Source organism: Vibrio sp. vnigr-6D03 (assembly GCF_002835515.1).
Lineage (GTDB): Bacteria > Pseudomonadota > Gammaproteobacteria > Enterobacterales > Vibrionaceae > Vibrio > Vibrio penaeicida.
Genome location: NZ_PIZL01000007.1, coordinates 40,394 through 57,518, shown reverse-complemented (window position 1 = coordinate 57,518; position 17,125 = coordinate 40,394). Strand labels below are relative to the sequence as shown.

Genomic DNA, 17,125 nt, shown 5'->3' with positions numbered 1-17,125 from the left:
CACAACACATCATTATCCAGAGATCAAAGAGGAGCGAACATGGATAAGCAGGATACGCGCTTTGAAAACGAATTTGAGCACGAAGTCTCAAGCAAAACGATTGATGAATTTAATACGCTTCAGGCTTTTTCTGTTCAGCCGACCAGCCTGCTGGAAACCACTCTAGCAGACACGCTTGGTCTCTCGATGCATAATGCTGTGACCAGTCAGCAGCAGTCTCAAATGACCACCGCAGCCTCTGTCACCAATGCGTGTGCAAGGTTACTTCAAACTCAGATTAAGCCAGCGCCACTTGTGCAAGTGAATGCGCCCATAGAAGAGCCAGCACTCGCGCGCACTAAGGCTCAAAGAATGGGGCATGATGAAGAGTCTTCAACGCCTATTGTGGAAGAGCAGGCTGAAGCGGAAGAAGCCAAAAAAGGCAAATTTAGCTTACTGGGTTTTTTGAAGAAAGATAAAGGGGATAGCAGCAGTGAGCAGTGAAAACGTGTTGAATTTTGATGTAAAAAAACAGCTCGAACAAATCGAAGCCTTTACTCGAGATCAACAGCAAGAAGTGCAAGAGATGATTGCAAAGTCTCAAGAGCAATTTAACGTTTCTGATCCCGAAGAATCCGTCGATAAGATTGAATCTGAAGTGAATGGCATGCTCAGTAATATAGAGGGCTTGCTTGAACAGGAGATGGGAAAAATCAACGAGCAGCTTCAGCAGTTGCTTCCAACTGAATAGCAGATAAGGAAAGAGTATGCCAAAGCCACTAAAAGTGAATGAGCAAATTACGGATTCCGTAACCCAAACTAACACCCAAGTATTGGCCAGCGCTCCCTCGAATGCGATGGGGAACCTGTACACATCCATGGGACTTGCGATGTCTAACTTGAACAACAACGCAACCAATGCTCAGCAGCAAGCCAATATTGGGATGCAAGCTGCAACGGTACAAGGTGTGAATGCATTAACAGCAATTGGTACCGCTGCTCTAAGCAGAGCAACAGAAGAAATCGTTGAGAAAGACAGTGAATAAGCCGTAAAGTCGATTCTTAGCACCTGTCATTCCGAACAACGTTGTAGAAAAAATCCTGATACCCCATTTAGGCCAACCCTCTTAATTGGCCTTTTTTTTAGTGAAAGCGATGATCTTAAGAAGGAAATATGAGTGACGATGGAAAAAAAGATCTGGAACAGGTTTCAGAGATGATCGTTCAACTCGCAGATTCAGCTATGTCCGACACCATGGGCTTACACATGCAAAATGCGGTCACGACTCAGCAAGGCATGCAAACGGTCGCGAACGCCTCAACGTCTACTGCTTGTGCTTTGATTTTGAAAAAGGGTGGTTAGTTTTTTTGGGTAGAGAAAAGCTATGTGTAGAAGAAAGCTAGTGTAGAGGAACGTTATGGCGGGTGAGAGCACGACTGACAAAGCGAAACAATCCGTTGCCCAATCTACAGCTATCGCTATTCAAGATGCCGCAGATAACCTCCGTAACCTAAATACCATGAGCACCACAGCCATTGGTGTCGCCCTTTCGGAGCTTTTGGCCACCGGTGATCCTAAATATGTCCAAGTCATAGAACAAGCGCAAAAAATCATGGAGAAAGGCACTGCTAATTTTGCTGAGTTGGGCAGTAAAGCTGCCGATGTTGCAAAGAAATTTGATTGAGTAGCCGTATGGGGCATATTTATCCGAATGCGTGATTTCGCCTAAAAACCCCCTGTTCTTACTGGGTTTCTAACCCTCAATCCTCATTACAATCCTGGTTTTGTTGCAGATGTTTTAATAAGGACACACAATGCGAATTCTTGAAATACTGATCATAGCCTGGCTAACTTTTATCTCTCTTTATTTATTCAATTCCGCTTTTAAAGCCATGGTGGACGCTTGGCTATTGGTTTCGTAATTTCCAGCTCATTGGAAAGAACGTAATCTAATAGGAAAATCCAAGTTGAATGACGTCACTCAACTTGGATTGATTATCTGGGTCTCAGACCCACGTAGGGTTTTGAAAGTGAACGTCTGCTTCGAGAAAAGCAGAAGTTTGTTATTTGTTCATCAAACCACTACGTCACAGCAGCTATCAGTAAGAATGGTGAATGTGTCATTACCATCAATTACCGTTAAAGCGGAATAGTCATCATCGTTGTAGCCAAGCCAATTGAGATACGCTTCTTGAGTATGACTCAGGTTGGAATGAGAAACAGAATCTACATCCGTTAAAGCAAAGTTTGAACCAGTAACAATCAGACCGTGAGGTTCAAAGCCATTGTTTCTTAGGTGTTCAGACGTTAGATTGAAGTTGGACGTTTGAGCCGTGCCCACAATCACTTCAAAGTTTCTGAAATCGACAGAATCATCGGACCCAAACACAAACTTGTCAAAACCCGATCCCCCATCGACGTCTCGAACAATGCCATCTGCTGCGTTTTTCAGTTTGGATATATCGACATAATCATGCCCTGAACCAGCATCGATGGTCACATCAGTTAGGTGCGAATTTTTACTGTCCACCATGGTGATAACATCACTGCCTGCACCAGTGCTTATATCAAAATCGTTTTCCCAAAGGCTGTTATTGGATTGAACAGAGATATAGATTTTGTCGTGACCGCATCCCGTTTCAATATCACCACGCTTTGAGTTGTTGATCAGTACTTTTGAGCCACAGTAATTGTTAAGTGTTACGTTTACGTCAACGAAGTTATCTAAGTAAACCCAGCTAGAGTCGCCCTCTACCTTGACCTCCTTATAATTTCCTTTATCCCACTCTTCCGTTCTGGCGTAAATTTTACCGCCATGGCCCCAGTCGCAATTGATCAAATCAACCCCTTCGTCTAACCCGAAAGACCAACCTGTACCAATGATTGCTTGTGTAGCATTTTCAACTGTTAAATTTCCGGCTGTTCCAGTGCTATCTAAGTTTGTAGTGCCTACTAACAGTACATCTTTCATAACAATAACCTCCATTTAATTGAAACGACATGTTTCGATTTGGAGTCTATTTGTTAAATTTGCGTTAGGAAATGTGTGAAGGAGACATTCACCTCAATATAGGGCGCAACGTATGACGAATAGGTTACCGTATGTTTTTCCAATTCATTTGATGGGTTTAGTTGCAGTGAAATTAATTTAATAAATCTAATACTATAAAATTAGTTTTATTTAATAAATGAGTTTTAACCTTTTGAGACTTAGCGATTTTCATTGGCTGTTTTATGCTTCATGGGTATATATCTTATTTCTTCGTTATATCTCATAAGCCCACTGCTCCTGAGTCATCTTTTCAATCTGATTGGACTCCAGTGAATAGAGCTTGGCTGCATTTAATGGGGGAGAGTAGATGTGAAGAGTGACTAAGTCTTGCCCGTTGGATTGCAAGTTGGAGATTTGATGGATTTGGTTATCACAACTGGAGGTGACTTGATCTCTTTCCAGTTTGGTTGAACCAAGCGCGAAAATGTGCCCGTTTTCTACACGCTTAAAATAGGTTTCTGTGGCCTCTCCTTTCAGCACTTTTACCCCGCAATTAGAACCTTCATGATCGTGAATTCGGCTTCTCTGACCGTTTAGCCACCCAAGAATGAGGACTTCCACATTGTCACTTTGATACAAGTAGCGTCGATGGTATTGGTTACGATCAAAAACAGACAGTTCCTCTATCGTTGCTTGATCTACCCGAACATGCTCTAGCAAGAAACGGATCACCGGCAGCGAAAGCGGCTGGGAAGATTGATCTAAATGAGAAATAAGCTCTTTTACACATATAGGCTGTACCGACGACGGGGTGGTGGATAGCAGTTCCGTTAGCACGTTCATATTCGTTGAGTCCGATTCGAGGAAGGTAGTTTTATCTTAAAGTCGGCTAAGGAGAATTAGTTTTTAATTTGTTTCTGAATTGTTAATTTTTGCGCAATGTTTTTCTCATAAACGGGCTTATCTGAGAAAGGATTACTGAATCTTGATATTTGAGAAAATAATCGCAAATTTAATTCAAAAGCGAGTGTTTAGTGTCGACGCAATGCTATCGCTTACAGAGATAAATCGAGCCCGTACTTATCCAAAATGTCATCATAAACGCCATTTTCTTTAATCCGCTTAAGCGCTTCATTAAAACGTTTTGTTAGTGCTTTTGCGTTGGGGTATTCAGGAGAAACCATTAAATATGAATCCCAATTTGGGTTCCCGCTTTGATTGATCATTTCTTCAAAGGTTGTGTCGAGAGTGGCAAATAGGTGTTGCTCATTTGGGTAAAGCTTGCGAATCAGATACCAACCCAACAGTTCGTCCATCAATATCAGATCAACTCGCCCGGCATGCAGCCGCATAATGTTTTGGCTATCTTTTGAAACTAGCTCAAGTCGTATGCCAGCTTCCTCCAAAGTAGCAATAGAAGCCTCGCCAGCTAAACTGCCAAATTTGTAAGATTTAAGATCGGAGAGTTGCTTAGGATCTTTCGGTATATCAAATCTGGCTTTTCGGTAGAAGAATCGACCGTTTGGATTGATGAGTACTCGATCGGAGAAGCTGAAATTCTTGGTACGCGCATGAGTAATAGAGTAAGGAAACGCAGCAAAAGCGTCGCCATTTTTAACCATGTGTTCTGCTCTTTTCCACGGTACAAATTTATAGTCAGGCGTCATACCCATCTCAATGACAACGGCAGTGGTGATCTCAGTGACGATGCCGTAGCCTTCCAGCTCGGTGGAGGTATAAGGGGGCCATTCACCCGTTGCAAGCGGGAGTCGTTCTCGCTCTTGGGCTAAAGATTGTGATGCACTGATTCCCCAAAGCAATAAGCTCATGATAAGTAAAAGCTTCATCATCGTCCCCAAATTGCCTTATTTTCTCTTTTGAAAAGTATAGTCGTTAAGCCAAATTATAGGTGGCCTCTATTGTGGTCAGGTTGATCAGATTTTTACCAAAACAATGTTGATAATGGTTATCATTCGTATATTGTGTTTGAGATTTAGAACAAACGAAATCACTGCGGAGACGAAAATGGAACAAACTGATATTACTAAGCTACTTATTCCTCAAAGTGACTGGGCATCTCCCGAGCTTTTTCTTTACGAAAATGAAGATCAATTACGCCTTGATTTAGCGTCAGCCATTCAATTTAGCGGCATTAACAGTGTCGGTGGGGTTGTTTTAGGCTTTCGACTGGTGCAGTACGCTGTAGAATTAACGGCTGGAAAAATGCCGTTACAGCGAGATGGCATCAGTATTTATACGTCTTTCCCTGGTAGGGGGACGCAAGATGCGTTTGAATATACTTGCCGCGCACTTCGCGATAAACGTTACTGTTGCGATACCACATTGCATCACCCTGGCGCGCAATCCGGTCAAAGAGGGCAGTTTTTGTTTACCATGCGTGTGAATGAGCAATCTATGGTGATGACTCCGGCTGATGGTATGCCTCAACACAGTTATTTTGAAGCAGACAGACGATCGAAAGACAGCCACGAAGCTGCAATGAAATGGCGAGATGAAAAAATCAATTTTGCCAATACCCTATTAAGTTTACCGCCTGAAAAATGCTTGAGAGTACTGTAGAGTTTATTGCCCCTAGCTAACCATTCAGAATAGACCAGCTCAGAATTGATCAGCGGTGCCTATTTTTCATAGCTCACACCGCTGATTTTATCTAAGGCAGGATGCTCCAAACAAAACGCGAGCAATTTGCCAGTTTCATAATGGCTATTTCTTACTGTGCAGATTGTCAGCCAAGTCTTGCGCTAGTGCCACCATCGTTAACGTTGGGTTCCATGATCCGCCTTGTGGCCATAACGCGCCACCAGTGATATAAACGTTGGCTGTGCCTTTGAGTTTATAATTTAAATCAACAGGTGCGGATTCTTCTTCACCAATGTGAAGTGTGGAGCTTTCATGAACGGGGGCATCAACACGGATATCTTTGGCTGCTGGTCGCGAGCCTACCCATTCCCCATGATCTTGCCCATTTTCAATGCGTGAGTGCCAATATTCCACCACACCCGAACCATTCGGTGAAAGCACGGTTTCCAAAATATCAAAAGTGGACAGATCCATCTTATCCCACGTTTCAATATCAAGTTCGTTGGTGGTAATTTGCAGTAACGAATTAGTTGTAACATTATCGTCTGCTGCGTTTTGCTTAAACCAGTTATTGAAGTTCTTATAGTCAAGCTCACCCAATACTGCACATACAAAAACGACGTGGTCAGGTGAGGATTGCAACTGTTCCATTGAAGCCGTTGCAACCACATCCGGCATGTATCTTAGTGCGAGTTCTGCGTTTTTCTCTGGGTCGGAATCCCACAAGGAAGAAAGCTGGATGTGGAACTGTTGATCAAAGCTATCGTTGGCAACCCCCGCCACGTAGTTTGCCCCTAACTCTAACTGACCAAATTGCCCATCAGGATCTAAATCGGATTTAGGCACACGAGCCACAATCGAGCTAATGAAGTGAGCGGAAAAACGCGACCCTAAATTCGGAATCGTTGGGAACGAGTTACGCACCAACGTAGTCGGTGGCAAGGTCCCCATTGCTAATACGAGTTCAGCATTGCCCAGTGGCAATACACCACGAGAGGTTTGCAGTGCGGTGGCTTTTCTTTCTCCATTCAGCTCTTGCTGGTGGATCTCTTCGACAGTACATGCGCTGACAATATCGAGCTGAGGTCCAACGCGTTCGCCATTTTCGTCGACTTTATTAAATTTCTCTGCCAGTTCAAGTAATTCACCTGGCGTTGCAAATTTTTGGAAATCAATGCCATTTTCCTGCATAGAGGCTGAAGCCAGTGGGGCAGGGTCGGTACGATAAATGCCATTCACGCCTGTACCGAGCTCTTGCAATAATCCTTGTACTTGTCTTTGCAGCGCACCATAAACAGGACGAGTGCCAGAGACAAAATTCGCAATTTCTTGATTCGGGAAATTATCGATCTCGTCTGCATTTTGCACCCTAAGTAAGGTTTTTGCTGATTCGAAATTCTTTCTTGCCGCTTCAATGGTATGCGTTGGCCAACCTGCAAATTCTTCGCTATTCGGTATTGGGCACCACGCGCTCCAAAGCGTTGATCTTCCTCCAAAGAAAGGCACCATGCCGTGTTGCCATTTTATAAGGGATTCTGGCTGCTGATTTTCAATCGACATTGTCCACGGGAAGGTTTCCGATAGCCCACCTAATGTATCTTTAAAGGGGAGAGGGAGGTTTTGGAAGTGCTCAGGCAAAAAGAACGTGCCTCGTTCAATCAATAGAATTCGAGCATTGGAATTTTCTTTTTCTAGAATTCGTTCTGCAAATGCCAAGGCACAAAAGCCAGTACCGACCACGATGTAATCGTAATCATTTTCTTCACGCGCTTTCTTCCATTCGCCATTAGATAGGAAAAACACGTGATCCATGACTTTTTGAGCTGTTGGGCTTTGTGGTCCCGGAGTTGGGTAGCCATACTGCAGTTTGTTACTTGATGCCGCTGTTCCCATTATTTATTCCTTTTATAAATTAGAGGTGGCTGGTTACGTAGTAATTAGTTCTTAGCTATTAGCTCTTAGCACCGAATGCCAAGCGCTTAATGATGTCTGCTTGTTCTGGATAATCTGAGATAAGTTGCTGAATATCGGACTCGGTAGGAGTGATTGAATCTTCCGGATCCCACTCAGGTGCTAAACTGCATGCACACAAAGCAAAGTCGGAATCGTCTTGGAGTTCAGCCCCGAACCAAGTGCTATGAGGGGCGGAGCACAGTAAAACCTGATCCAGCTCCAGCTTGTCTCCGACGGTAATTTCTTTGAACTCACCATTTGATAAAAACAGATAGAGTTTGAGCGCCGAGCCTTGTAAAAAGAACCACTGCTCATCTTGATTTAATTGATGCAAAGCCAAACGAGAAGAGGGAGTAGGAGACGCCAAGTCACGCGCAAGCATGTAATAATTGTTTGAATAAAATCGTCTGTCTGAATGGAATCTATCTGGTAGTGCTTGCTGGGGAATGATCTCGTTGGAGGCTTCACCTTCACCAAAAAATCCGCCTAGCTCAATCGCTTCTAGCTTTAGGTGATCAAGCCAGTATTCTGCGCCTTTCATCACGCCTCCTCTGGTGGGTTGACCAGTGAAAAGCACACGGTGATGCCTTTGATCAGGTCTGGGTTTTTGGTGTCTCGCCAAAGCCCTTTCTGAGTCACGATGGGTTCGTCTTTGTGACCGCCAGAACCATCAGGAACGGGGATGGTTTCATGTAAGTTGAGGATAGGTTTTCCAGATGCGATAACCAGTTTGTCGTGGGCAACATGAGCAGCAAACTGGTCTTTTTGTCCAATTAAGTCACTTTTTGGGACGCCAATTAAATCGGAAAAGTTTTGGTTGACCCAAATAAAAACAGAATCTGTATTCTTGATAACATAATAAATACCATCTTGCGTATCTAAAACGTCCATTAAAATTTCCGAGTTAAATTCCTCAGGACTAATAGGGGGCTCTATAACATTTTTAAGCATATTTTGATCCTTATTATTGGTGCAAAATTACTTATTTAGAGTAGAGCGGTTTCTATTTGTGTGTAAAAGGTTATTAAATTTAGTTGTGATTGCTGAATAATTTATTGTGTTTATTGATTTCTCAATAAGTATAAATTGGAATTCTCTGCCTTTATGGTGCCCTTAATTATTGATTGTTAAGTGTTATTTGTATTTTTATATTTTGAGGCAAAGGTAGGGATAGGGCTTTATTTTATACGGAATATTAATTTTATTTTTTATTTTCTTTAAATTTTAATAACTTAAATATATTAAAGTTAATTATAAATAAAAAAGTCAGAAATAATCTAATCTGAACTTTTATTAAAACCAAATAAAACTATACGGGTTAAATACTATTGTGGGCTATAAGGAGTATTGGTTTCTTATTACATTCCACTCTTAGCTTCCGTTAGCCAAGGTAAAAAACGTTGAATACTATCGGTCAGCACTTCACTCGCATTTTTCTGATACCCATATACTCGAATACCAAAAATCACCATCATGAGCTGATGCGCATAATTGTGTGCCTCCGACTTTGAAAATGTGCTTTCTAGATGGTGGCAGTATGTCTGCTCTATCAGTTGCAGTTTGTCTGTGGCTAAGAACTGCAAATCATCATCCAAAGCGGACAACTCTAGCTGCGATTTAACCAAAAAACAGCCGCAGTAGGGGGATTCTTCCGTTTGCTCAATAAGCTCTGTGAGAATGTGTTGTATTCCTTTGATGGCACTCCCCGTTTTTTGGACAGCGGTATGAATTTCTTCAACAGAATGATTGGCATAGCTTTCTAATGCCATGCGAAACACCCCTTCCTTACTGCCAAACTCGTTGTACAAACTACCGGGCTTAAGACCTGTTTTTTTCGAGATATGTTGAATACTCGTCGCAGAGTACCCTTGGCTCCAGAACAAGTCCGTTGCCTGTGAAATAACCTCTTCGATTGAATACTTCTTTTTTGCCATGCGCTCTTAATCTCCTACTGCTGAGGACATAATAGCAGTTTTGAATGATCACTCAAAAAGTATTTGACAGGCAAACTTTGGGTATATATTTTGAATGAGCGTTCAAAATGTTTTGAAAAGGATAATTCATGAAAAAATCACTTTTAATTTCGCTTAGCACTCTCGCCATAATGGTTTCATTCAACGCTTCAGCGAGCGACCTGAATGTTGTTCATCAACTGGATCATAAAGCACCTCCGGGGAATATTGCCGCTTCTTCGTCTGGTCGAATATTTATGAGCAATCATCACTTCTACGGTGCGAAAAACAAGATTGTCGAAATCACCGCTGAAGGCAAAGCCGTCGCTTACCCAAATGAAGCATTTAGCCAAAGCCTTAACCCTGTTTTGGGAGTGATTTTGGATAAGAAAAACGTGCTATGGATGCTAGAAACGGCAGATTCTGACACGCGTGTCGGGCGTCTTGTTGGTTGGGATACAGAAAAAAACGCACTGCACAAAGTGGTTTACATCGCAGCGCCTACGATTCCACAAGACTCCTTTCTAAACGATCTGGCCGTCGATAGAGACAATGAAGTGGTTTACATCACCGATACTGCTGCTGGGCATAATTCCGCATTAATCGTGATTGATTTGAAGACCGGTGTGACTCGACGCGTGCTAGACGGTTCTCCTTTTACGCAGCCAGAAGACATCGACATGGTGATTGACGATAAAGTCGTTACGCTTGGTGGGGCGCCAGCACGCATTGGCGCAAACCCCATTACACTGGACACAAAAAATGAATGGCTCTATTTTGGCGCAATGAGCGGTACCAAACTGTATCGAGTTAATACGTCTGATTTGCGTAATCCAACACTGTCGGCGAAGCAGTTAGAACAGCGGGTAGAAACATACGCCGACAAGCCGATCAGCGACGGTATCGCCATTGATATGGACGACAATGTCTACATCACCGATATCACCAACGATGCAGTTGGATATATCGGTCAAGATCGCCAGTATCGAGTGTTACATTCCGATTCTGAATTACTGAGCTGGAGCGATGGCTTTGCAACAAAAGCCAATGGGAAGATTCTGGCCACGGTCAATAAGCTTCACAAATCACCGGTGCTAAATCAGAACAAAGATGAAAGTGGCGATCGCTATTACATCGTTGAATTTGATGCCCTAGGAAAAACACAAGTGGGTCGATAAAGATAGAGGTAGGGGAAGATGGAACTTCTTCTGCCTACCCTTAGGTATAGTCACAAATCTTGAGGTTTATTCGGTTTGAAATATCTCTATAATTCAATCATCTAATCCTTAATGAATGGGCGAACCCGATGCCAATCCCTGCGCCGCAATGGCCAAAACTCATATTGCCCACCAATTTTTTCATCAAGTGTTTAGTTTCAATTTTTGAAGCTAAAAGTGGAAGCTGTAACATGACCCCCTCTTCCTTACGCCCAATATTTTATGAAATCCAGATGATTTCGCAGACTATTGCATTCCTCAAGCCGAGTAAGGCACACCTGCGTTGATTTAGATTCAAGGTAGAAAGAAATTGAAGTCGCATTTCGCCACTTCAAATTGAAGCTTTCTATCAATGACTATCAACAAAGGAGTGAACAATGCGCTTAATCTATGCCTTACTTTTGTCAGTTGTCGCACTGGCATCTAATGCAACAGAATCTAATTTTATTTTGGGAAGTTCTATCTCCAAAATCTCGCTAGGTGATGCCAAACTCGATACATTTGTAGTGTCTGTTGGGCACGAAAGTAAACTGAAGAACAACTTTTCAATCATTCCAGAAATCAAGCTAGGTACTGGTATAAGAGACAGTCGTAGTGGTGATAAAGTCACGAGGCTTGAACACTATGCATCTTCTGGTGTCAGGCTACAACATGATGTAACAGAACAGTTGTTTGTCTACCTATCGCCTACTTTTGCAAATTTTAAGGTCAATTCATCTTCCTCTACACGCCTACTCACAAGGAGCACTTCCCATTTTGGGGTTGGTTTCGGCGTAGGCTATCAAATTGGTGACAGTATTCTAATTGATGGTTCAATTGAAGAATTTGATGAGTTTGATCTCTTTCAGGTGGGTTTGAAAGTCTCGTTCTAAAACAGCAGTGCTCGTATACGGGCACATTGCCAGCTAAATGTGTTCAGAATAAGTGAGGAGTATTATGGCTTGGAGCGTATACAAAGTATGCAAAGCAACTTTACTGGAACGGTTGGTCAGCCACAAAAAAATACAGCGTGCTCGGGCAGAAGCAAAAATTCGGCTAATCGACCAGACGAGCGTAGGTTTCGGCTGGCAAAGCGAATGGTTGACGATGATTTTCTGCCTGCCTTTTATCTTAAGTTTTATACCTGTAGTCAGGGACTACATCCTTCCTGGGTTCACCCTTATCTCTGAGTTTCCAGAGTGGTATCGGTGGCTTTTAGGGTTAGTAGTAGTTTCAAATTATGCAATACGTGTCGCCGACCGGTGCAATTTATAGCGTCGCAAACAATAACAGTGGCTAGTTAAATCAGTCCTTTCAATTGTAGGAGGGTGCATGTCAGACAAAGATCTTGATGAGTTAGAACAGATAGAGCAAGAACTTAAAGACTTAGAAGAGGAGGAACATACCAAAGCAAAAGACCGATCAAAGCCCCAGGAAGTGGTTATGGTGCTTGTTGGAAGATGGGCAATGCCTACAACAGTGGTGTTAGTACTTATTACCTGTATGTCTGGCTATTTCCTTGAGGTGGAAGCGTTTACGCCAGTGGTGGGTATGATTGCTCCGGTCGTGATGGCTCTTATTATGGTTATTCGTGAGGCTTCTGTGGGTAAAGAGGAAGACGAAACCTACAAAGACAGAGAGCGTGAGCGAGAAGAGCGAATAAAACAGTATCAGATGGAAAAAGAAGTCAAACTGGCTCAAATGGAATTTGAAGACAAAAGGCATCAACAAGAAATGGCAGAAAAAGCCAGACAGTTCGATGCCAACTCAGTGTCGACAAGCGAGTTTGTCGGGTTAGCGAGAGAGATGAACAGTCAGTTGGCAGAAATAATGAAAAAAGAAACCGAACTGGTCGTTGGAGACACAAGAATCAAGGTGGCCGATGGCAGTACGAAAGTAGCGCAAGACGAAAAAGGTCAGAAAAATAGCAAGTCATCCTAAATAGTATGCAGCGGAATAACCTGCAGGTTTAGTGCTTACGGTTATCCGCTAAATTTCCTTATCAAAGCTTGGGTTTAACTCGTTCAAAACTTCTCTATAATTCAATTACCTAACATCCACTAACACGAGTAGGCGGACCCGATGCCAATCCCCGCGCCGCAATGGCCAAAACGAATCATATGCCTGACAGAAGAAACCACCGAAGCGCTTTACCTGATGGGAGAAGAAGACAGAATTGTCGGTGTTTCTGCCTACACAGTACGCCCCGAAAGAGCCAAACGCGAAAAGCCCAAAGTCTCGGCGTTTGTGAATGCACGTATCGAGAAAATCATGGACCTCAAACCGGATTTGGTTCTGGCATTTTCAGACATTCAGGCAGACATCGTTCGCGATTTGGTTAAGCAGGGCGTCGATGTTCACTGCTTTAATCACCGAACTTTAAGTGACACGCTGCAAATGATACGGACGCTTAGCGCACTTATCGGCGAACCTCAAAAAGGCGAAAAGTTAGTACAGGAACTTACCCAAGGGCTGGCTGGAATTAAGGCAAGCGCCGATTCGCTGACTCACAAGCCGAGAGTGTATTTTGAAGAGTGGTTCGATCCATTAATAACCGGTATCACCTGGGTGAGTGAGTTAGTGGAACTCGCTGGTGGCATCGACTGTTATCAGGAGTTTGCCAAAGAGTCGTTAGCCAAAAACAGAATTATCGAACACCCTGAACAGGTGATAGAAAAACAGCCCGACATTATCATCGCTTCCTGGTGTGGTCGCCGTTTCCAAAAAGACAAACTGACTCAGCGAGAGGGCTGGCAGAACATTCCCGCCATTCAAAATGATGAAGTGTATGAAATCAACTCAAGTGACATCTTGCAACCCGGACCAGCCGCGCTGACAGACGGGGTAAAACAACTTCACCAGATTATTAAAGGCTGGAGTAAACGGCAGGAACGATAATATCGAATAGCCAATATCATGGAGACTGTCCCTTCAACACCGCCATCTATTTGGTTAAGTGCTCCACGATTTATCTGTATTTGGTGGTTGTCATAGTGGTCGGTTCTGAAAAGCGACAGATGACAACCAAGTTGTACGATTTAGGTGTTGATTCGGCATCATTCCACTTTTTTTGTAAGCCACTAAATCGTTAAGTAATAGGCACCAAATGGAATACAGATTTACCACTACTTCATTCTCCGCCAATAACTGATTTTATCCTAACCATCACTTCCCCCAGATTTCTCACAAAACAGCCCAATTAATCATGCCGACAGGTCACTAAGGTAACCCTATAGATAACGCAGTTAAGGTTTGCCTGCTTTTGTGAAAATACATAGTTTGAAAAATTTAGCTATGTGGATGACTGGTTAATTTTATGCCGTACCCGCTACCAATTAAAAAAACTAAAAAAGCGGATGTATCGCTGTTTAGACGAGGTAAAGCAAACCATTCACCCTTGTAAAACTTATCAAGGGAAAATCCCTAAGCAGGGTGTTGACTTCCTCGGCTATTGCATCGGTGGCAAAGCAGAAGATAAACCCAAAAACACATTAAACCTAGCGTGGAAAACCATTGCTAACCATCTTACAAAAATCCAGCGGCTTTACGAGCAAGGTGCCTCACCTGAGTGCATTGCGGGTTATGTAACACGGTGGCTTAGGTGGGTAAACAGCGGCGTCACCATCGCATTAGAGCAAGTAGTCACGCAGGTATTTAACAGCACGCTAGGTAAGAGATTAGACACCCAGTTTGGCCTTAAGGGGTTTTATAGGGGCTGAGGGGTTGGGGGAGATGCCTGCTGGTTTGAGTGGGTGTCTTATATATTTTTTTGATAGCACAATTGATTGCAATACTGGAGCATTATTATGGATAGAATACAACAACTGGGTAATAAAGAGCTGCTTAAATTGTTAGGGTTTGATCCTGGACCTGAGCCGTACGATCTGGTTCAGTTGAAACTAAAAATTGCCGATTCATTATCTCGGGACGAAATCATAAAGCTGTACGATTTTACTTATGAACACGAGCAGGTTTACCGCCATTGGTATGTTATTGCAGCGCATGCTTACTATATTGCCAATTTGAATGAAATGTTGGGGTGTGAGTGGCTGGTTGAGGGGGAGTGGGAGGCGAGTCCAGACTATGATGTATTGTGTCATGATAGTGGTAAATTTATCATCACGACGGCTGAGACTCTGGAAAGCAATAATCAATCATTGCTAAAGAGTAAATCCTGGATAAGATTGCGGCCAATCCTGTCTCACAATGAGCACGTACTTGTCATTCCCGAAATTGACACAAGATTGAGTACTTCGGTGCCTTCTCATGTGAAAACGATACGAGAAAATGAAATGCTCAATAGAGGTAACAAAGTAGCTGCCTATGAGAACAAGCCGGACAAATTGCTTGCAGCTACTAAACTTCCCTGGCCTGTCAGGCGCTTTTCATTAAATGCTTATGAGTACAGTGAGTATAAACGACACTTAACTATCGATACTATTGGGAAGAATAGATTAACTAGAGATAAAGCTGTAATTTCTAAGGAAATGAAAGATTCGATTCTTATCAATATGAGCTCATACGACTTATATGATGCATTTAAATTGTACGCAGATTGTACAATTACGGCCCATACAGTTATGGGCACGCCCGATGTCACTTGCAATTATATAAATATTCATCACAACGGAGGGTACTGTCGACTTAAGGAAATTTTAGACAGAAATAAAAAGGGAGATATCGGAACTAGGGTTCGGGCTGCTTTACTGCATGCCCACGACGCTATGAATGACGGCTATGCCGGTGATTACAATCAGGTTGCCCCCGATGTTGGGCAAGGGATTGTTACAATGGATGCTGTTCAGCAAGAAGGTGCTCCGTATCATTTTGCCGGATGTATATTAAGAGGCTACAATTATTGGGTTTCTCTTGAGTCGTGGGCTAAGAACGGGGCGAGTCAAGCGTCGATCAATCGTGATTGGAATATGTTTATGTATCAGACCTCAGGAGATGGATCGTTTCATGGACGTTGGAGTAACAGCTTTGGTAATCAAATAACACTATTGGCAAAGAAAGTTGAAAGTGCTGATGGCTTAAAGCTACCTAAAATAAAATGAGTATTTAGATTTTAAGGGGTGATATTGAAAAGTGGTAAAGTTTTGATCTAATAGCCTTATAAGCTACCTTTAACTTGGGCCTTACTGTTATTTAGAAGGGACAGTCACTTTAAAGAGCTCTCCAAAAAAACATTAACAATGCACATTCAAATCCATATCTGTATCAAACCCAGTGAGTTATTAGATAAATTCTCGGTGTTTAGGCGTGATTTTAAGCAGTTTTACGCTTTTTAAGGCGAGTGACATCAGCAAAGCGTGCTTTGAGAGAGGTTGAGAGGGAAGTGAAGTGGGGGCGGAGGTTTAGCTATCTGGAAGCCGAAGTCCTGAGACTCGCTTTCTTTTGAGTGTCGGTAGAGCACGCTTTACCGACTCTTCTTTACCAACTACATTCCCTCTTTCCAGTTCTGTACAGGCGTGAAGCCAGGTTTCTTTGCTAATGCCTAACCGACTCAGGATAGGGGGAAGAATATGATTGATGTGCCCTCGTTTATCATCACGAATATGTCTGCCAGTCCAGTCAACTAATTCTAAGTAATCCATCAGCCTGAACGGGATTCCGGTTGGCTGGTATGTTCTAGGATAACCGACGAAGGGATGCAGACAAGGCGCTGTGGCTTTGCTCTCTCTGAGTGTGTCCACTCTGGCTTTAACTGAAGTGTATTCCGATGTTTCGGGGCTGTCTGCCATGTTCGCTCGAATTGGATTTAAGTCCACATAAGTCATCGCGGCGGCAAGGGCTTGCTCGTCGAGCAGTGCTTGGCTTTTAAACCTCCCTTCCCAAAAGTGCCCAGTACAACCGTCTTCTTTGTTGGCTAGGGTGGCGATGTATTGGTTCAGCATGCGCATAAACCAACTGATGCTGGCTAATCTTTCTCGCCAAGTGTTAATCATATCGTGAATTTTCAGCGCTTCGGCTTCCGTGAGGGCTTCTTGCTTTAACCACTTTTGAATCAGCAATGGTGGGGTGTGAAAGCTCAACCATCTTTCACAAACGTCTTGGTCAGACAGGGATTGCATTTCTTCTTGATTGATATGCAGCACCACGTGGTAGTGGTTACTCATGATGGCGTAAGCACAGACATCAATACAAAACACTTGGCTAAGATTGAGCAATCTCTCTTCAACCCAGCCACGGCGGTGTTCAAAGCATTGGTTTCGCTCCGAATCGTAACCGCAGAGAAAGGAGCGTCGAACGCAGCGAGATACACAGTGGTAATAGGGCGTCGCTTCTAAGCTGATTAGCTGAGCGCGTGCTTTGGTCATGATTAACAAGGCTCTCTTTTAGAAAGAATGAAGCACACCATACCCGAAACCCTTAGAGCTAAAAATAAGCAAAGATTACCTTTGTGGCTTAAGGCGCGACCTCATGAAAATGATAGGATTCATGTTTTCTT

The 17,125-nt window shown here is 43.1% G+C and carries 20 protein-coding genes; 12 read left to right on the top strand and 8 right to left on the bottom strand.

Translation table 11 applies throughout. The features are described from left to right. The first annotated feature begins 39 nt into the window (after positions 1-39). From CW749_RS05875 to CW749_RS05855, 5 genes are all read left to right on the top strand, one after another. Positions 40-483, top strand: coding sequence for a RebB family R body protein (locus tag CW749_RS05875; RefSeq protein ID WP_101111119.1), 444 nt, complete (start codon positions 40-42; stop codon positions 481-483). After that, positions 473-730, top strand: a complete 258-nt coding sequence (locus CW749_RS05870) for a hypothetical protein (protein WP_101111118.1) — start codon at positions 473-475, stop codon at positions 728-730. The genes CW749_RS05875 and CW749_RS05870 overlap by 11 nt, the downstream gene beginning before the upstream one ends. A 16-nt stretch (positions 731-746) precedes the next feature. Then, entirely contained in the window at positions 747-1,025 is a 279-nt protein-coding gene (locus CW749_RS05865) for a RebB family R body protein (protein ID WP_101111117.1), read from the top strand. Positions 1,026-1,153: 128 nt separating this feature from the next. After that, positions 1,154-1,342: a RebB family R body protein gene (locus tag CW749_RS05860; protein WP_101111116.1), complete on the top strand. Its 189-nt coding sequence runs from the start codon at positions 1,154-1,156 to the stop codon at positions 1,340-1,342. A 55-nt stretch (positions 1,343-1,397) separates the two neighbouring features. Further along, the gene (locus tag CW749_RS05855) at positions 1,398-1,664 is read left to right on the top strand and encodes a hypothetical protein (protein ID WP_101111115.1); all 267 of its coding nucleotides are present in this window, start codon (positions 1,398-1,400) and stop codon (positions 1,662-1,664) included. A gap of 390 nt (positions 1,665-2,054) precedes the next feature. Here CW749_RS05855 and CW749_RS05850 read toward each other — a convergent pair whose 3' ends face one another. From CW749_RS05850 to CW749_RS05840, 3 genes are all read right to left on the bottom strand, one after another. Further along, a complete protein-coding gene (locus tag CW749_RS05850; RefSeq protein WP_101111114.1) occupies positions 2,055-2,951 on the bottom strand; it encodes a hypothetical protein in 897 nt (298 codons plus the stop codon). A 294-nt stretch (positions 2,952-3,245) separates the two neighbouring features. Continuing rightward, the gene (locus CW749_RS05845) at positions 3,246-3,815 is read right to left on the bottom strand and encodes a cysteine dioxygenase family protein (RefSeq protein WP_101111113.1); all 570 of its coding nucleotides are present in this window, start codon (positions 3,813-3,815) and stop codon (positions 3,246-3,248) included. A gap of 212 nt (positions 3,816-4,027) precedes the next feature. After that, a complete protein-coding gene (locus CW749_RS05840; protein ID WP_101111112.1) occupies positions 4,028-4,822 on the bottom strand; it encodes a transporter substrate-binding domain-containing protein in 795 nt (264 codons plus the stop codon). 175 nt (positions 4,823-4,997) lie between these two features. On the opposite strand from CW749_RS05840, the gene CW749_RS05835 reads away from it, so the two are divergent. Next, a complete protein-coding gene (locus CW749_RS05835; protein WP_101111111.1) occupies positions 4,998-5,552 on the top strand; it encodes a hypothetical protein in 555 nt (184 codons plus the stop codon). A 144-nt stretch (positions 5,553-5,696) separates the two neighbouring features. On the opposite strand, the gene CW749_RS05830 is transcribed toward CW749_RS05835, so the two are convergent. The 4 genes from CW749_RS05830 to CW749_RS05815 form a co-directional block, all read right to left on the bottom strand. Continuing rightward, the gene (locus CW749_RS05830) at positions 5,697-7,466 is read right to left on the bottom strand and encodes a GMC oxidoreductase (protein ID WP_201796994.1); all 1,770 of its coding nucleotides are present in this window, start codon (positions 7,464-7,466) and stop codon (positions 5,697-5,699) included. A 58-nt stretch (positions 7,467-7,524) separates the two neighbouring features. Then, on the bottom strand, positions 7,525-8,067 hold the full coding sequence (locus CW749_RS05825) for a cupin domain-containing protein (protein ID WP_101111110.1): 543 nt from the start codon (positions 8,065-8,067) through the stop codon (positions 7,525-7,527). After that, positions 8,067-8,477 carry a PAS domain-containing protein gene (locus CW749_RS05820; RefSeq protein ID WP_101111109.1) on the bottom strand — a complete coding sequence of 137 codons (411 nt, stop codon included), beginning with the start codon at positions 8,475-8,477 and terminating at the stop codon, positions 8,067-8,069. The genes CW749_RS05825 and CW749_RS05820 overlap by 1 nt, the downstream gene beginning before the upstream one ends. Before the next feature lie 407 nt (positions 8,478-8,884). Beyond that, complete coding sequence (locus CW749_RS05815; protein ID WP_101111108.1) at positions 8,885-9,460, bottom strand: TetR/AcrR family transcriptional regulator; 576 nt, start codon at positions 9,458-9,460, stop codon at positions 8,885-8,887. A 128-nt stretch (positions 9,461-9,588) separates the two neighbouring features. On the opposite strand from CW749_RS05815, the gene CW749_RS05810 reads away from it, so the two are divergent. The 6 genes from CW749_RS05810 to CW749_RS05780 all read left to right on the top strand — a co-directional run bounded on the left by CW749_RS05810 (position 9,589) and on the right by CW749_RS05780 (position 15,731). Next, on the top strand, positions 9,589-10,656 hold the full coding sequence (locus tag CW749_RS05810; RefSeq protein WP_101111107.1) for an L-dopachrome tautomerase-related protein: 1,068 nt from the start codon (positions 9,589-9,591) through the stop codon (positions 10,654-10,656). A 416-nt stretch (positions 10,657-11,072) separates the two neighbouring features. Next, positions 11,073-11,567, top strand: a complete 495-nt coding sequence (locus tag CW749_RS05805) for an outer membrane beta-barrel protein (protein ID WP_101111106.1) — start codon at positions 11,073-11,075, stop codon at positions 11,565-11,567. Positions 11,568-12,006: 439 nt separating this feature from the next. Further along, on the top strand, positions 12,007-12,615 hold the full coding sequence (locus CW749_RS05795; protein ID WP_101111105.1) for a hypothetical protein: 609 nt from the start codon (positions 12,007-12,009) through the stop codon (positions 12,613-12,615). A gap of 141 nt (positions 12,616-12,756) precedes the next feature. Continuing rightward, entirely contained in the window at positions 12,757-13,572 is an 816-nt protein-coding gene (locus tag CW749_RS05790; RefSeq protein ID WP_101111104.1) for a cobalamin-binding protein, read from the top strand. 458 nt (positions 13,573-14,030) lie between these two features. Beyond that, entirely contained in the window at positions 14,031-14,393 is a 363-nt protein-coding gene (locus tag CW749_RS05785) for a hypothetical protein (RefSeq protein ID WP_101111103.1), read from the top strand. A gap of 87 nt (positions 14,394-14,480) precedes the next feature. Continuing rightward, positions 14,481-15,731 (top strand): hypothetical protein, encoded by a 1,251-nt coding sequence (locus tag CW749_RS05780; RefSeq protein WP_101111102.1) that lies wholly within the window; start codon positions 14,481-14,483, stop codon positions 15,729-15,731. Between the two features lie 300 nt (positions 15,732-16,031). On the opposite strand, the gene CW749_RS05775 is transcribed toward CW749_RS05780, so the two are convergent. Further along, complete coding sequence (locus CW749_RS05775) at positions 16,032-16,994, bottom strand: transposase (RefSeq protein WP_101111101.1); 963 nt, start codon at positions 16,992-16,994, stop codon at positions 16,032-16,034. Positions 16,995-17,125: the final 131 nt, after the last annotated feature.

Excerpts from the sequence above, each read along its gene's own strand:
- CW749_RS05875 (WP_101111119.1), top strand. The coding sequence starts at position 40 with ATGGATAAGCAGGATACGCGCTTTGAAAACGAATTTGAGCACGAAGTC.
- CW749_RS05780 (WP_101111102.1), top strand. The coding sequence starts at position 14,481 with ATGGATAGAATACAACAACTGGGTAATAAAGAGCTGCTTAAATTGTTA.
- CW749_RS05795 (WP_101111105.1), top strand. The coding sequence starts at position 12,007 with ATGTCAGACAAAGATCTTGATGAGTTAGAACAGATAGAGCAAGAACTT.
- CW749_RS05865 (WP_101111117.1), top strand. The coding sequence starts at position 747 with ATGCCAAAGCCACTAAAAGTGAATGAGCAAATTACGGATTCCGTAACC.
- CW749_RS05815 (WP_101111108.1), bottom strand. The coding sequence starts at position 9,460 with ATGGCAAAAAAGAAGTATTCAATCGAAGAGGTTATTTCACAGGCAACG.
- CW749_RS05790 (WP_101111104.1), top strand. The coding sequence starts at position 12,757 with ATGCCAATCCCCGCGCCGCAATGGCCAAAACGAATCATATGCCTGACA.
- CW749_RS05840 (WP_101111112.1), bottom strand. The coding sequence starts at position 4,822 with ATGATGAAGCTTTTACTTATCATGAGCTTATTGCTTTGGGGAATCAGT.
- CW749_RS05830 (WP_201796994.1), bottom strand. The coding sequence starts at position 7,466 with ATGGGAACAGCGGCATCAAGTAACAAACTGCAGTATGGCTACCCAACT.
- CW749_RS05805 (WP_101111106.1), top strand. The coding sequence starts at position 11,073 with ATGCGCTTAATCTATGCCTTACTTTTGTCAGTTGTCGCACTGGCATCT.
- CW749_RS05860 (WP_101111116.1), top strand. The coding sequence starts at position 1,154 with ATGAGTGACGATGGAAAAAAAGATCTGGAACAGGTTTCAGAGATGATC.
- CW749_RS05835 (WP_101111111.1), top strand. The coding sequence starts at position 4,998 with ATGGAACAAACTGATATTACTAAGCTACTTATTCCTCAAAGTGACTGG.
- CW749_RS05775 (WP_101111101.1), bottom strand. The coding sequence starts at position 16,994 with ATGACCAAAGCACGCGCTCAGCTAATCAGCTTAGAAGCGACGCCCTAT.
- CW749_RS05855 (WP_101111115.1), top strand. The coding sequence starts at position 1,398 with ATGGCGGGTGAGAGCACGACTGACAAAGCGAAACAATCCGTTGCCCAA.
- CW749_RS05845 (WP_101111113.1), bottom strand. The coding sequence starts at position 3,815 with ATGAACGTGCTAACGGAACTGCTATCCACCACCCCGTCGTCGGTACAG.
- CW749_RS05825 (WP_101111110.1), bottom strand. The coding sequence starts at position 8,067 with ATGAAAGGCGCAGAATACTGGCTTGATCACCTAAAGCTAGAAGCGATT.
- CW749_RS05850 (WP_101111114.1), bottom strand. The coding sequence starts at position 2,951 with ATGAAAGATGTACTGTTAGTAGGCACTACAAACTTAGATAGCACTGGA.
- CW749_RS05820 (WP_101111109.1), bottom strand. The coding sequence starts at position 8,477 with ATGCTTAAAAATGTTATAGAGCCCCCTATTAGTCCTGAGGAATTTAAC.
- CW749_RS05785 (WP_101111103.1), top strand. The coding sequence starts at position 14,031 with ATGTATCGCTGTTTAGACGAGGTAAAGCAAACCATTCACCCTTGTAAA.
- CW749_RS05810 (WP_101111107.1), top strand. The coding sequence starts at position 9,589 with ATGAAAAAATCACTTTTAATTTCGCTTAGCACTCTCGCCATAATGGTT.